At 63.7% G+C, this 14730-nt stretch carries 10 protein-coding genes; 1 reads left to right on the forward strand and 9 read right to left on the reverse strand.

Annotated features, from left to right (window positions below):
• Window positions 1-16 precede the first annotated feature (16 nt).
• The 3 genes from PX52LOC_RS25375 to PX52LOC_RS25385 all read right to left on the reverse strand — a co-directional run bounded on the left by PX52LOC_RS25375 (window position 17) and on the right by PX52LOC_RS25385 (window position 4863).
• The gene (locus tag PX52LOC_RS25375) at window positions 17-1789 is read right to left on the reverse strand and encodes a glycine--tRNA ligase (protein WP_149112710.1); all 1773 of its coding nucleotides are present in this window, start codon (window positions 1787-1789) and stop codon (window positions 17-19) included.
• A 98-nt stretch (window positions 1790-1887) separates the two neighbouring features.
• Complete coding sequence (locus tag PX52LOC_RS25380) at window positions 1888-3504, reverse strand: HEAT repeat domain-containing protein (RefSeq protein WP_149112711.1); 1617 nt, start codon at window positions 3502-3504, stop codon at window positions 1888-1890.
• Between the two features lie 57 nt (window positions 3505-3561).
• On the reverse strand, window positions 3562-4863 hold the full coding sequence (locus PX52LOC_RS25385; protein ID WP_149112712.1) for a Na+/H+ antiporter: 1302 nt from the start codon (window positions 4861-4863) through the stop codon (window positions 3562-3564).
• A 103-nt stretch (window positions 4864-4966) separates the two neighbouring features.
• Between PX52LOC_RS25385 and PX52LOC_RS25390 the strand changes: the two genes are divergently transcribed.
• Window positions 4967-6010 carry an NHL domain-containing protein gene (locus tag PX52LOC_RS25390; protein ID WP_149112713.1) on the forward strand — a complete coding sequence of 348 codons (1044 nt, stop codon included), beginning with the start codon at window positions 4967-4969 and terminating at the stop codon, window positions 6008-6010.
• A gap of 4 nt (window positions 6011-6014) precedes the next feature.
• Here PX52LOC_RS25390 and PX52LOC_RS25395 read toward each other — a convergent pair whose 3' ends face one another.
• The 6 genes from PX52LOC_RS25395 to PX52LOC_RS25420 form a co-directional block, all read right to left on the reverse strand.
• A complete protein-coding gene (locus PX52LOC_RS25395) occupies window positions 6015-6404 on the reverse strand; it encodes a RidA family protein (RefSeq protein WP_149112714.1) in 390 nt (129 codons plus the stop codon).
• 12 nt (window positions 6405-6416) lie between these two features.
• The gene (locus PX52LOC_RS25400; protein WP_168219197.1) at window positions 6417-7058 is read right to left on the reverse strand and encodes an HAD family hydrolase; all 642 of its coding nucleotides are present in this window, start codon (window positions 7056-7058) and stop codon (window positions 6417-6419) included.
• A gap of 52 nt (window positions 7059-7110) precedes the next feature.
• Window positions 7111-9354: a site-2 protease family protein gene (locus tag PX52LOC_RS25405; protein WP_149112716.1), complete on the reverse strand. Its 2244-nt coding sequence runs from the start codon at window positions 9352-9354 to the stop codon at window positions 7111-7113.
• An 81-nt stretch (window positions 9355-9435) separates the two neighbouring features.
• Complete coding sequence (locus PX52LOC_RS25410; RefSeq protein WP_149112717.1) at window positions 9436-11664, reverse strand: HlyD family efflux transporter periplasmic adaptor subunit; 2229 nt, start codon at window positions 11662-11664, stop codon at window positions 9436-9438.
• A 150-nt stretch (window positions 11665-11814) separates the two neighbouring features.
• On the reverse strand, window positions 11815-13962 hold the full coding sequence (locus PX52LOC_RS25415) for an efflux RND transporter periplasmic adaptor subunit (RefSeq protein WP_149112718.1): 2148 nt from the start codon (window positions 13960-13962) through the stop codon (window positions 11815-11817).
• Between the two features lie 364 nt (window positions 13963-14326).
• The gene (locus PX52LOC_RS25420) at window positions 14327-14689 is read right to left on the reverse strand and encodes a hypothetical protein (protein ID WP_149112719.1); all 363 of its coding nucleotides are present in this window, start codon (window positions 14687-14689) and stop codon (window positions 14327-14329) included.
• Window positions 14690-14730: the final 41 nt, after the last annotated feature.

Below are 14730 nucleotides of genomic sequence, written 5' to 3' on the forward strand. Positions count from 1 at the left end.
CCTGGGCTTTCTTCGCTCACCCCATCAGCGACTTCATTACTTCCAGCTTCACTTCGGAAATCGGAATCCGCCGCTGCTGCATCGAGTCCCGATCGCGGATCGTGACGGTGTCGTTCGTCATCGTGTCGCCGTCGATGGTCACGCAGAACGGCGTGCCGATCTCGTCTTGCCGGCGGTAGCGACGGCCGACGGCCCCCTTATCGTCGAAGACGACGTTGAAGTGAGCCTTCAGTTCGCGGTACAGCTTCAACGCCTTTTCCGGCATGCCGTCCTTGTTCACGAGCGGGAAGACCGCACACTTGACCGGGGCCAACCGCGGGTGGAACCGCATGACGACCCGCTCTTCGAGCTTACCCTTCGCGTCTGGCACTTGGTCTTCGCTGTACGCTTCCGTCAGCACCGCGAGCGTGAACCGATCCGCCCCGGCGCTCGGCTCGATGACGTGCGGCACGTACTTGTACTTGCTTCGCTCGTCGACTGTCGGATTTGACTTCAGCCACTCCTTGAACGACCGCGTGGCCATCGTCTGCGAGTCGTTATTCCACAACTCCTCGTCGAAGTACGCCAGGTCATCCGCCTTGCCGCTGTGCTTGGCGTGGGCCGTCAGGTCGAACGCCCCGCGGTGGGCAACGCCTTCGAGTTCCTGCGGTTCGTCGCTGAACGGGAACATGTACTCGATGTCTGTCGTGCCGATGCTGTAGTGGGCGAGTTCCTCCTTGCCCTGCTCCCGCGGCACCAAGTTGTCGCTCTTGATGCCGAGCGTGCTGTACCACTTCTTGCGGAGGTCGCGCCAGTACTCGTACCACTTCATGCTCTCGCTGGGGTGGCAGAAGAACTCGATCTCCATCTGCTCAAACTCGCGGGAGCGGAAGGTGAAGTTCCGCGGGTTGATCTCGTTGCGGAACGCCTTCCCGACCTGCGCGATCCCGAACGGCAACTTCAGTCGCGTGCTGTTCAGCACGTTGCGGTAGTTCGCGAAGATGCCCTGAGCCGTCTCGGGGCGGAGATAGACTTTGTTCTCCTCCGAGGCGATCGGTCCGGCATGCGATTCGAACATGAGGTTGAAGGCGCGAGGTTCGGTCAACTGTTTCTCACCACAAGCAGGGCACCGGGGAGCATCTACCTTTGGAGTTTTCATGTACTCCACTAGTGGTACTGCATAGCCGAATACCAAATTCGGGATCATCTTTTGTTCTTGTTTCGTGAGAGTAGCAAGCTCTTTAGCCTCCTCGGCACTACTCGCAGTAACTGTCTTTGTAAAATCGGGACGGCATGATTCAGCGATAAGTCGCGAAGTCGCGAGTGCTGCATCCATAGTTGCATCTCGCTCAGCTGCAGATTTAGAAGCTAGTCCCTCTTTAACCGCAGACTTCATCCCTTCTGTGCGTTCTTCAAGACGGGCCAGTTTCGTGTCTTCGTTACGTGGGTCTAGATAAGCAACTACCCATTGTTGGTCTGCTCGAAATAGCTTCTTGCATCCTTCAGCCTTGCATGAAACCATGGGGTCTGCGAAACCACCCGCGTGCCCGCTCGCTACCCATACCTGCGGGTTCATGATGATCGAGCAGTCCAGCCCGACCATGCGGATTTCCTGGCCGTCCGGCCCCGGCGGTGGGTTGCGGACCATGTCCTGCCACCAGGCGTCCTTGATGTTCTTCTTGAGTTCGACGCCGAGCGGACCGTAGTCCCAGAAGCCGTTGATGCCGCCGTAGATTTCGCTCGATTGGAAGATGAACCCGGTGTCCTTGCAGAACTTGGCGAACTTGGCCATGTCAATTTTCGTCGGCATCGCAATACGTCTCCGAAGGCGACGCCCGTGGTAGGGGCGGCGCGGGTGGTGTGAGAGAGGACGAGGCGTCCCCGGTGGTTCGGTGAATTGTACGGAACTTACGCCCCGACCGATTTGAGCTTGTTCTTCGCCGACTTGCCGGCTTCGCTCTTGGGGTTTCGCTTCACGACGAGTTTCAGCAAGTCTACGCCCAGTTGTTGTGGCCGGCCGATCTGCTCGGCGAAGTGGAAGCCGACGTAGAACAGGTCTTCCTCGTCCAGAAATTTCGCCTTGTCCAGTTCCTTGACGAGTTGTTCCGCGTCCTGCTGGAAGAGGGTGTCGAAGTTCCGCAGGCACGGGTCCGACTCGCGGGAGTGCGGGTCGGCCTCCTTCCGCGAAACCTTCAGGCCGTTCAGGGCAATTTCCAACCGCACGGCGAAGCCGACCGACGGGTCGCGGGCCACGGCCTTCAGGTACGTCATCGCCGCGTCGTACTTCTTCTTCTTGCGAAGGCCCACGGCCTGTTCGACGAGTTTGTCCTGCAACTCGCCCGCGTCGATCTCGCGCAGCACGAACAAGAACGGGTCGGTGCGGTGATCGCTTTTCTCCAGGTAGGCGCACGTCGTCTCGAAAATCTCGGTGCGGGCCGACGGCGTGAGTTCCTTGCCGAAGGTGGCAATCGTGCGGGCGAACTGCCACGTTTCGTCGTGGCCCTGTGACTCGATCAGCCCTTTCACGAGAGCCTTTCGACCGCTTTTTAGCTTCTGCAATCGGCTTCGAGCGGTATCGCGGACGCTGCGATCGGAGTGGTGGAATTGGGCGAGCAAGCCCTCGGCCACCTCGTTCGTGTCGCGGTCGCCGATTTTGTCCATCGCCAAGCGTCGGGCGGCAATGTCCGGGGCGTGCAGCAGGGCGATCCAGTCTTCGAGCGTCTTGTCTGTGACCGGCAGCTTGTTCAAGATCGCCAGGGCCGGGGCGGCGATGCGGAAGTCGGGTTCGCTCGCGCAGTGGAACAGCCGCTTGAGTTGCTCCTTGTTCGGCGACGGTGTCCACCCGCCGACGGCTTGCAGGGCCATCGTCCGCACTTCCGGCGGGTGCGGCAACAAAATGCGATCCCACATCACCTCGGCTGCCGCCGGCTGATTCAACGCGACCAACAGCCGTGCGACCGGCACTTCGGACGTGGCCGGGATTGGCTTCTTCTTGTTCTTGACGAGGGCCGTCAGTTCCTTGGCCAACTCGGCCTTGCGGTCCGGCGTCAGCGTGGGAATCTTCGCGATGATGGCAGAGGAAGCGGAGGCTGCGACTTGCGGGTCGTGATCGACCAGCACGGCGAGGCCAGCCGCGTCGCCGGTGTGGGACACGGCCGACGTTAACGCGGCGGCGATGTACTTCCGCACGCCGGGCACGACCTTGTGCATCAGGTCTTGCAGGCCCTTCACGCCCTTCGCCCCGAGGGCGGCGGCGGCCTCGGCTGCGAGGGACGCTTCCGGGCCGCCGTGGCTGATCCGTTCCAGCAACACGGGCAGACTTTTCTCGATCTTCAACTGCCCCGCGGCCTTGATGGCGTTCGTGCGAACCTCGGCCGCCGGGTCGGTGAGGAGTTCGGCCACGGCCGCGGCGACTTCGGCGTCGCGCAACCCCAACTCGCCGACGACCAGGGTCGAGGCCGCCCGGACTTCCACCGGGACGGCGTCCGAGAGCAACTTCAACAGCTTTTTCGCAGGAATGTCCATGCGCGTGAGCACTCGGAGCCGGGGAACCGTTGGGGGAATGATAGGACTCTCGCCGGGTCAACTCGACTCAATTTGTGCGTCGTCGGGCGATTCCGGTTCGGTCAGTTTTTCGACGCCGAGCCAGCGGATGAGCAGCGGCAGGGTTAGACCCTGGCCGACGAGCGTGGCGAAAATGACCCAGAACGTGATGAACAGGATCAGGTCGCGGCCGGGGAAGGGGAGGCCCTCGGCCGTCGCCTGCGGGAGCGCCAGCGCGGCCGCGAGGGAGACGACGCCCCGCATCCCCGTCCACGCCACCACCGCGACGTTCTGCCACCGCGGGGCTGGGGCGGCTTCCCCGAACAACTGGCGGTCGAACCACCGCGGGATGTACGCGCCGGGGAACACCCACACGATCCGCGCGCCGATGACCGCCGCCGAGATGGACGAGGCGAATAAGGCCAACTCCCCCGGCGAATAGCGGTCGCCGAGTTGGCCGAGCACGACCGGCAGTTGGAACCCGATCAGAATGAAGATGAGGCTGTTCAGTACGAACTCGACCATCTCCCACACCGCCCGCGCTTCCACGATCATCTCCGGGTCGAAGACCCGCGGGCACTGTTGGCCGACGATCAGGCCGGCCGTCACGACCGCCAGCACCCCAGAGACGTGCAGGTGCTCGGCGGCGAAGTACAGCGCGAACGGCGTGAGCAGCGTAATCGCGATGGTTAGCTTCGCGTCGGCGAGGTGGGTGCGGTTCAGCCAGCCGTGCAACCGCAGGACGAGCCACGCCCCGACGATGCCGACGGCGATGCCGCCCGCACTCACGAGGAAGAACGTCTGGCACCCCTCGCTCACCGAGAACGTACCGCCGACCACGCACCCCACGGCCATCCGGTAAATCACCAGGGCCGAGGCGTCGTTGACCAGGCTCTCGCCTTCCAGGATCGTCGTGACGATCTTCGACAGCTTCATCCGCTGCGTGATCGCGAGCGCGGCCACGGCGTCCGGCGGTGACACGATCGCGCCAAGCACGAAGCCGGCTTCCAGAGGCAGGCCGATCAGCCAATTCGCCAGGAACGCCACGACCGTCGCCGTGAACATCACGAGGCCCAGGGCCAGCAGTGAGATCGCGCGCAATTGCAGGCGGAACGACTTCCACGGCGTGTTAAACGCGGCCGCGTACAACAGCGGCGGCAGGAAGAACATCATTACCAGGTTCGGGTCGAGTGGCGGCAGGGCGGGGGCCCACGGCTGGAGGCTGATGAGCAACCCGCCGATAACGAGCAGGATGGGGTACGGCATCCGCAGCCACCGGCCGAGCAGGCCGAGGGCAATGCAGACGGCCAAGAGGAGCAAGACGACTTCGTAAGAATGCACGCACGGCCTCCGGAACGCGATGAGGACGAGATACGGAATCGGCGATTGACACGCTACGGGCCGCCGCCTACCCTCACTCCAACCTTCCTCGACGGGTCGTCAAATGCGCCACACCCTTGCCCTCGTGCTCAGTTTCGCCACCCTCAGCACCGGGGCGGCGGCCGACAAGATTATTCTGGCCCACGCCCCGGAAGAGAAGCTGGTCGCCCCGTTCGCGGTCACGTTCACGGCCGACGGTACCCTCTACTTCGTCGAAATGGAGAAGGGTCAGCGGCTCCGCAAGATCGTGAACGGTGCGGTCGTCACCGTCGCGGGGACCGGCGACAAGGGAAACGACGGCGACGGCGGCAAGGGTCTGATGGCCAAGTTCAACGGGCTGCACCACTTGATCGCCGGGCCTGACGACCTCATTTACCTGGCCGACACGTTCAACAACCGCGTCCGCACGTTCGACCCGAAGGCCGGGATGATCTCGAAGTACGCGGGCACGGGTGAGAAGGGGTTCGCCGGGGACGGTGGGCCAGCCGACGACGCCAAGTTCGGCGGCGTCCACTGCCTCGATCTCGACAAGTCGCGGGCCAACCTCTACCTGACCGATCTCGACAACCGCCGGATTCGCAAGTTGGACCTGAAGACGCGAACCGTGACGACCGTGGCGGGCAACGGGCAAAAGGGCGTGCCGAAGGACGGCGAGAAGGCCGTCGATCAACCGCTCGCCGACCCCCGCGCCGCCGTCGTCGATTCCCAGGGCCGCATCTACATCCTGGAACGCGGCGGCCACGCGCTGCGGGTCGTGGACGAGAAGGGATTGATCCGCACCGTGGCCGGCACCGGTAAGGCGGGGGCTGCGGGGTTGGGTGGGCCGGCGCTGAAGGCCGCGATGAACGGGCCGAAACACCTGTGCGTCGACACCGACGGCTCTGTGCTGATCGCGGACACCGAGAACCATCGGATCGTGCGGTACTCGCCCAAGACGGAGAAACTCGACCTTGTGGCCGGCACCGGCAAGAAGGGATCGGCCGGCGTCGGCGGCGACCCGGCGGCCGTTGAACTGAGCCAACCGCACGGCGTGACCGTTCAGCCGAAGACCAACATCATCTTCATCGCCGACAGCAGTAACAACCGAATCTTGAAAATCGTGAAGTGACCGCTCACCCGTTCGGGATGACCGCGTCCGCCTCGATTTCGACGAGCATTTCGGGGTCGATGAGCTTACTCACTTCGACCATCGCCGTCGCCGGGCGGGCCGTGCCGAAGACTTCGCCGTGAGCCTTGCCGACAACTTCCCAGTCGGCCATTCGGGTCATGTAGATGCGCGTGCGGACCACGTGTTCCGGCTTCGCCCCGGCCTTTTCCAGTGCCGACACGATCGTCTTCAGCGTCTGAACCGCCTGGGCGTAAGCGTCACCCTTGCCGACGAGGCCGTCCGGCGTGGCCGCCGTACAACCGGAGACGTATACGAACGGCCCGACGCGGACCGCCCGCGAATAGCCGATGATCGGTTCCCACTTGCCGCCGGTGCTGATGTTCTGACGTTCCACGGGTGACTCCTCTCAGGATGGGATCAACTTCGCGATTTCCGTGAACTCTTTCAAGAGGTGGTCCGGTCGAGCCGCCTCCAAATCCTCGCGGCTCGATGCCCCGCCGAGCACGACCCACCCCGGCACGCCGGCCGCCTTCGCGACTTCCACGTCGATGACCATGTCGCCGACGTAGACCGTCTCGGCGGCCGGCACGCCGAGGCGACGCATCGCCTCGACCAGCATGGCGGGGTCGGGCTTGGGGATCCCCACGTCGTCGGGGCCGAGGATTTCGTCGAAGAGATGGCCAAGCTTCAAGTCCCGCACGAGCGCTTTCGTGAACTCGGTGCGCTTGTTGCTACAAACGGCGAGCCGGATGCCGCGGGCGTGAAGTTCTTCGAGCGTGGGGAGTACCCCGGGGAAGAGTCGCGTGCCGGCGGCCATGACGGAGGGGTGGTGGTCGCGGTACGCGGCCACCGCCGCCGCGGGCGGGGCGTTCGGCACCAGGTTTTCCATCAGATTCGTGAGGCCCAGCCCGACATAGGAGCGGACGGTGTCTTCCGCCAGGGCGGGCAGGCCGTAGAGTTGCCGGACGTGGTTGGTGCTGGCGGTGATGGCGACGAAGCTGTCGGCCAGCGTGCCGTCGAAGTCGAAAAGGGCGGCGCGAATCGGCATCGGTTCCTCCCGGATGCCGGTCATCTTACGACCCGCCCGCCCCCGCGGAATCTCAATAAAGGCCGATGTCCAGGGCCGACGAGATGAACCGCCCGACCCACCACGCCCCCGTCCGCCACTGACAGTGGACCTTCGCGTGCACCAGTGCACCCGGCCGAACGGTCGCGTCCGGGTCGGTGAGTTCGGCTTCGATCAGGTACGTCTGTGCGAGCGGCGTCGTTTCCTGGCCGTTCTCACCGGCCGGCTTGACCGCCAGTGGGCCGCCGCCGCGTTGCGTCAGGGCTACGGGCACCTGCTTCGCGTCCGAGTCCGGCAGGCGGAGGAGGCGGCCCTTGAAGATGCGGTCCGTTCGGCCCTTCACGTAGAAGGAGACGAACAGCCCTTCCTTCGTTTGGTCGTCCTTCAAGAGCCGGTAGTCGTTGGCCGAGACGGGGATTTTGACGATCAGCCGCGTCGGGTCGCCGACGGTGCAGACCGGCTTCTGGTCCTGGAAGTTGCGGTCGTACTGTTTCCCGAGGTCGGTCGGCCGCGGCAAGCCCATGACGACGCCGTCCCGCGGGGCCTTCAGTTCCCGCAAGTCGTCGGCCCGCCGCTTCAGTTCGATGAGCTTGCGCTCGGACTGGCGGGCCGTCTCGCGTTGCTCGGCTTCCTGCCCCTTGATTTGGGCCGCGGACGCAACGGGGATGTTCTTCTCGCCGAGTTGTTGGGACAGGTCGTCGGCGATCTGCTGACTTCGCAGCATCTCCGTGCGGGTCTTCGTGATTTCTTCGGCGAGTTGTTGGCTGACGAACCGGGCGATGACTTGGCCGCGGACGACGGTCTGCCCTTCCGTCACTTCCAAGCGGTCGAGGTACGCCGGTTCGGTCAGCCCGACCGACTCGCCGTGGTCGGGGTGGATCGAAACGAGGCCGGTGTCCCGCACGCGGCTAATCGGCAGCGGTACGAGGAAGAACGTGGCCAACAGGCCGGCAAAGATCGTAAGCGTGATGTAGACCCGCTTCGCTTTCATGTCTGGCAACCGCCCCCGGTGACGTACGTTTTTGACCATCCGAACGACCGGCCAGACGAACATGCTGACCAGGGACAGGATGGCGACCATGTGCGAGATGACGCGGAGCTTCGGCCCCAAGAAGTCGGACAGCATCCAGATGATGCTGAAGGTCACCACCCAGCGGTAGACCCAACTGCAGACCGCGTAGCCGATGAACAGCACCTTCCGCGTCGGGGCCATGTACGGCTCCGGCGGGACTTCGATGCCGAGGCCGCGGTCGAGGAAGGCGTTCGTGATGTACCGGTTCGATCGGTCCCGGAGGTTCGGGATTTCCAACCAGTCAGCCATGATGTAGTAGCCGTCGAACCGCATCAGCGGGTTCGCGTTGAAGAAGAACGTGCTCACGCTACAGAGCGTCATCAGGCAGAGCGCAATATTGTTCACTACCGGCAGGTGGGGCGTGTACCACCAGACGAAGGTGCTGAGGGCCGCGATGATCAGTTCGACGTAAATCCCGGCGAAGCTGATGATGATCCGTTTCCACTTGTCGCTGATCGTCCAGGCGTCGGTGACGTTGCAATAGAGCGCGGGCGACAGGCACATGAGCAGAACGCCCATCTCGTGGCACTCACCGCCGAACGCCTTACAACTGAGGCCGTGGCCGAACTCGTGGATGACCTTCACCACGCCGAGCGAAATCCACAGGTACAACACCGAGTTGAACGAGAAGAACTCGTGGTAGGCCGGCAGCTTGTCATAGAAGGTCTGGAAGTGCAGCATCACGTGGAACACGGCCGCCAGCATGAGGCTGCACGACGCGACGAAGAACGGTGCCGTGAAGATCCACCACAAGAAACTGTACATCCACGTCAGGATGCGGTCCGGGTCGAAGACCGGGATCTTCCAGTAGAGGATGCTTGAGATCGCGGCCAGTCGCTTCGTCCGCCGTTGCTTGGCGCGGCGTTCGAAGAGGTGCTTGCCGGTGCCGACGGTCTCGCTCTGCACGAGGCCGGCGGTGATGAGCTGCCGGGCGAAGCCTTCCAGGTCGTTGTACTCCAGCCGGTGCGGCTTGAACTCTTCCTCGAATCGGCCCTTCACCTCTTCCATGGTGTGGGTGCCGTTGAAGAGGCTGAAGACGAAGAACTCCTGCCGGTTGAAGCGGTAGTACCGCAGGCAGACCGGGTCCTTCACGACGTGGTAGACCTTGCCCTCGTAACGCTGTTCGGTGATCTGCAAGTCCGGGCGGGTGCGCAGGCGCACGGCCTTGCGGCGTTCGACCGGGTTGTTCAGAAGCGCGGTGTCCATGACGATTCGTCTGCCGAAGGGGAAGGGCCGGGAGGGCGCTCGCGGGGGCAGGGTTGGAGAACCCCGCCCCCGCGGCAGACGTTACTTCGGCTTACCTTCGTGCATCGGTATCGCGGGCACGACCACCGGCGGGAACCGCTCCACGCCGGTGCCGCTCGCGGGCACGACCGCCGAGGCCGGCAGCACGCCGCCGGCCGGCACGACAACGCTCATTGGAACTTTGGGTTCCATCGGCACGATCGCGGTCGCGTTCCCGGCGACGGGCGGGGCGGCGACTTCGCTCGGCTTCACGATGATCGTGGCCGACGACTTGTCTTGCAGCACCGTGCCCGCGTCCGTGCCCCGGTCGATGACGACCGTCACGCGGAAGGTGCGGGCGTCGTTCGGGATCACGGCCGTCACCTGACCGGTTCGCTCCTTGTTCTTCTGGCTGAGAACCGAGGCCGTCCAGACGTGAACGCTGCCGGACTGTGTGCCGGTCACGACGAACCAGTTCGCCCCTTCCGGGCCGAAGGCCGCACACGTGGGCGTCATGTGGCCGGGCACCACCAGGCGCGTCCGCTCCGAACCGCGGCCGCCGGGCATCGGCGTCGTCCAGAGTTGGAGTTCGCCCTTAATGTCGCCGTCGCCGCCGGCCGTGAGGACGAGCGCGTCGTCCGGGGAGAACAGGGCGAGGGTTCCGAACCGGGCCGCGGGGCCGTTGTTCTGAACATTACCGATCGACAGGCCGGTCGCGAGGCTGATCACGTCAATGCGGCCGTCGTCCTGGTCGAACAGCGCCCGGCCGCCCTTCGAGGAAACGCCAAGGACGTCGACGTTCCCCTTACGGTGGTCGATGGTCCGCTCGATGCTCGCCGCCTTGTCGCCGACCTTCCAAACTCGCATCGCCCGGTCGCGGGAAACCGTGACGAGCGTCGATTGCGGGGTGAACCGCACCGAGGTGAAGCCGTCCTTGAAGTCGCCGGCGAGGGTGTAGAGCTTCTTGCCGTCGGCGACATTCCAAATGAAGACTTCCCGGCCCGCCGCCGTGGCGAGGAAGCGGCCGTCGGGGCTGAACGACATGGAGGCCACGCTGGTGCCGTGGGCCTCGTCGAGTTCCTTCATCGGCTTGTTGCTGATCTTTTCCAGGTTCGACAGGTCCCACAGACGGACCTTGCCGTCCTCGCCGCCGGTCGCCAGGACGTGCTTCGTCACCTTCTCGCCGGTCACCGCGAGGGAGCGAACACCCTGGGCTTCCGGGGGGAGCGACAACAGCGAAGACTTCGGTTGCGTACCGGCGGGCGGGAATGCGTCCCAGATCGAGACGGTATTGTCGAGGCTGCCCGAGACGATCATCGGCCGCCCCGCGTGAGCCGTGACGACGACCGCGGTAACGCTTTGGCGGTGGGGGAACATCTGGCCGAACTTCATGTCCGGGCCGACCGGCACGGACGGCTCGACCGAGACCTTCATCCCGGGTCGGACGAGGGCCGCGTTTTGCGATTCGAGGATGCCTTCGACGCGCACGTCTTCGGTCGAGAGGACTTCCATGATCGGGTCGCCGGCCTTCACGAACTCGCCCGGCTCACGCATGAGTTTGGTGATGATGCCGCCGTCCTTGCTCCGCGAGCGGTGGCGGAACCGCAGGGCGTCAGCCCGCTTCTCGTCCCCCTCGGCCTTGACCTTTTCCTTCTGCGACTGAGCCACGTTTTCCAGGTACCGGGCGTACGTCGCTTCGAGTTGGATGAGTTCGAGAGGCGACGCGGCCCCGCCGAGCTTCTTCATCGTGCTGACTTGTTCGAGGATTTTGTCGGCCGCCTTTTTCGCCTCACCAATGGCGATCACGCACGCCTCGCTGACCTTCCGGCTGGCCTCCGATTGCACGCGAGCGTCGAGGTCGTCGAGAACGCACACGACCGAGTTCCCGGCGATGCGGTCGCCTTCGCGGAGTCGCTTGTATGGGACGGCGTGGGCCATGTCGGCGCTCTCGAACATCAGCGTGCCGTCGTCCGGCTTGAACGCCGTGCCGGGCGCGAGCGGGACGCCAATGACTTCGATGTTGCCGTCCACGAGGGCCGAGATGAGCTGCTTCTTGTCGAGCCGCACGACGGAGTTCGGGACGATGATTTCTGCCGTCGCGGCCGTCGCCGGGGCCACGGGTTCCGGGGGATCGCCCGGCTTGTAGAGCAGGCTGCCGATTTCGACGGCCGGTGTCTTCTCACTCGTGCCGGTGGCGTTCGACGGGTTCTTGACGTTGCGGTCGCCGTCACAGGCGCTCAGTGCCAGGCAGCTCAGACCCGTAGCCGTTTTCAGAATCCAGCGACGATTCATGACAAAATCCTCGACGAAAGATGGTGTGCCCGAAACGGGCGGTTGTAGTAGGGGTGGCCGTCGGGGTAGTAACTCTGCGGTGCAGGCCGATGGCCGGGACTTCGCGGTAGCCGACGGCCCGCGACCCGGATGGGGCGCGGGCGGACGCTGTTAGAAGAAGAAAATGACCTTCTCGTAGAACCACTCCCACACGCCGTGGAACAGCGAGTAGCCGAGGGCGTGTTCGCCGCACCGGATGCGGATGTGTACTTCTTGGCCCGAGGCGAAGAGCGTCCGCGGCACCCGGCGGTTCTCCGGGATTTGGGCCACGTCGATCTTCACGAAGCCGATGGAAATGGGTTCCGACTCGTTGTGGTCGTCGCGGTTCGGGATCACGTCGCGGGCGAGTTCGTCCTCGTACAAGCGGCCGTAATACTTCGTGTCCGATTCGCTCGTCACCAGCAGGTCCACGTCGAGGTACTTCTTGCCCTTGTCGTCGACCTGGTGCATGCCCTTGTCGGCGAAGGCCTTCAAAATGTGGCCGAGGTTGCGTTGGGGCACCTTCACCTGAATGTGCCATTCCCCCTCGGTGTAGCCGAGCTTTTGAATTGCCTCATTCTGCTTGAGGACGCGGTTCATCAATTCGTTGGAGTTGTCGGAGTTCAGCACCGTCAACTTGGCGTCGGCCTTCACCTTGCTGGGGTCGAGCCGTGGGGCCTTGACGTACATCAGGCCGGGCCGGGCGAGGTCGAGATTGCTGTCCTGAATCATCTGCTGGCGGAGGAGTTCGTTGCTCTTGATGTTGGCTTCGTCTTCCGCGAGGCGTTGGTTGTGCGTCGCTAAATCGGACGCCGAGAAGTTCGTCGTGGCCTCGGACTTCATCTTGTTGACGCGGGCGCGGCGAACCTCGATCTCACTGGAGACCTTGAACAACTTCTCGCCGATTTCCTCACTGAACATCTCGGCGACGATGGCGTCCGGGTTGATCTTGTCGCCCGGCTTGAAGAGCAACTTGCGGAGCTTGCCGGCCTCCCGCGGGTAGAGCGGGTGCAACTCCGTCGGCTGAAGTTCGCCCTTCGCGTCCATCTTCAACTGGTACGGCACGAGGACCATCGCGACGGTGAGCGCGATCAGGGCGGCCACGATGGACGCGGTGATGAGCCGAGCCTTCCCGCCGAGACCGTCTTGAACCTTCTTGACCGGCCACCACAGCGTCTTTAGCGGGATCGACTTGAGTTCAGCCGCGTTGTACAAAGCCGACGCCGCGTGCTTCGCGACGATGTCGAGCTTCTGAATCATCGGCTCGATGTTTTCCGGCGGGTTGAAGCTCTCCAGCAACAGGACCGAGCGGGCCGGCTTCTTGTCGTCCTTTTCCCGCTCGTCGCGGATCGGCTGGATGACCAGCAACTTCGGCTGGCTTTCCGCCAGGTAGTCGTCGAGGGCGTGCAGCACGGCCGGCGGCAGGCTCTCGTCCTTTTCGCCCTTGAAAACGAGCTTGTCGCCCCAGGTCAGGACACTGTCGAAGAGTTGCCGCATCCGGCGAACGTGGGTCGCCGCCTTCTCGACCACGTCGGCCCCGGAGACGGCTTCCACGGTCGACTTTTTGCCGTGCCGGATGCCCACGCAGAGGCGGTCGCACTCGATGAGCCGTCGGCCTTCGTTGGCGACGTGGTACGCGCACTCGGTCGGGTTTAGCGTGCTGTGGATGAGCCGGGCGAACGCCTCGACCTGCGTGTAAACCTTGTCCAACCCGGCTGCCTGCCGGGTGTTGCTGAACGTGTGGTACTGGCTCGCGTAGCCGGCCATCTGAACCGAGTAGTTCAGGAAGGTCGGGTACATCCGCGGGTCGTGCGTGGAGTCCTGGAAGATTTCCAGGAGGCCCATCGCCGATTTGTCCGGCTGCACGATCGGTGCGAAGAGCGTGAAGAAATCGGTGAGGTTGCGGGCCGGAACCTGGCCCGGTTCGGCGAGGCCGCTGACCTGGCCCTGCGGCTCGATCATCACGGACCGCGGCGGCTGGGCCTGGAAGACCTGCCGCAAAATCTCGTTATGGCACTGCCGGCCGCCGCGCTTGGCGTCCAGGCCGACCTTGTCGAGATTGAGTTGGCAGGCGACCTGCAAGAAGCCTTGCGGCGTCCGAAGCCAGACCGCCCCCGCTGGTGCCCCGATCGCGGTAATCGCGACGTTCAGGAACTTCTCGTAGAAGTCCGTTGGGGCGAGCGTTGACCCGGCGAGCTTGGAGGCTTGGGTGAAGGCATCGTCAATTTGTTGACTGAACCGGTTTTTGTCCGGCTGTTGACCAGGAGGATTCGTGCTCACGGCTGCTCTCGGGTGAGGCGGTAAAATCGGAATTCACGGCAAATTCCGAGTTATCGTACCCTTACGGCGACGTTATCACAAGCGTACTTAACCCCGCCGCGGCTAAACATGGACTGCGCTGGCCCCTCTGGCATGAGTCAAAAGACACATTTGCCAGCGGGCGATTCCATTCGACGTGGTGTTATCACCACAGTCTCTCTACCTTATCGGACGAATTGGTTCAGAACATTATACTCATCAATTGTTCGACGTGACGAGAGCAGTCTGAGATTTCGTCGAATCGAGATTTGAACGAGCGGATAGGGGTAAAATAAGGGGATTGTGCGGGTGAGACAGGACGTTTCACCCGCTGGGTGAATCGCTATTACTCGACCGTGTGTTCATTTTCCCACGTCAGAATGTGCTGCATCAAATCGGGCGGATCGACTTCGTTGTTCGGCAGCGGCCACGCGAATCGCTCCGAGGCTGCGAGTTGCGTGGCACCGTTGCGGTCGGAGATGTCGAAATCGCACCAAAGCTTCACGAACCGCCCAATCGCGCGGCCGCGACGACGGAGGCGGTTGATCAACTCGTTGGCGTCGTCATCATTCCGGGCGGCCTCGGCGAGCAGTTCGGCCCAATCGACGACCCACTCGACGAGCATCCGCGCTTCTTCATCCCCCAACCCGCGCGTCAGGGCTTCATCCCGGACGATCTCACGGATGTGCCGGTCGCAGTCCACTGCCATCGTTCGCCCCCATCGCGCTGACCGACGAGGTTGGTGAGCGA

The sequence above is a fragment of the Limnoglobus roseus genome, from assembly GCF_008254045.1.
GTDB lineage: Bacteria > Planctomycetota > Planctomycetia > Gemmatales > Gemmataceae > Limnoglobus > Limnoglobus roseus.

Excerpts from the sequence above, each read along its gene's own strand:
- PX52LOC_RS25375 (WP_149112710.1), bottom strand. The coding sequence starts at position 1,789 with ATGCCGACGAAAATTGACATGGCCAAGTTCGCCAAGTTCTGCAAGGAC.
- PX52LOC_RS25380 (WP_149112711.1), bottom strand. The coding sequence starts at position 3,504 with ATGGACATTCCTGCGAAAAAGCTGTTGAAGTTGCTCTCGGACGCCGTC.
- PX52LOC_RS25390 (WP_149112713.1), top strand. The coding sequence starts at position 4,967 with ATGCGCCACACCCTTGCCCTCGTGCTCAGTTTCGCCACCCTCAGCACC.
- PX52LOC_RS25400 (WP_168219197.1), bottom strand. The coding sequence starts at position 7,058 with ATGCCGATTCGCGCCGCCCTTTTCGACTTCGACGGCACGCTGGCCGAC.
- PX52LOC_RS25405 (WP_149112716.1), bottom strand. The coding sequence starts at position 9,354 with ATGGACACCGCGCTTCTGAACAACCCGGTCGAACGCCGCAAGGCCGTG.
- PX52LOC_RS25410 (WP_149112717.1), bottom strand. The coding sequence starts at position 11,664 with ATGAATCGTCGCTGGATTCTGAAAACGGCTACGGGTCTGAGCTGCCTG.
- PX52LOC_RS25420 (WP_149112719.1), bottom strand. The coding sequence starts at position 14,689 with ATGGCAGTGGACTGCGACCGGCACATCCGTGAGATCGTCCGGGATGAA.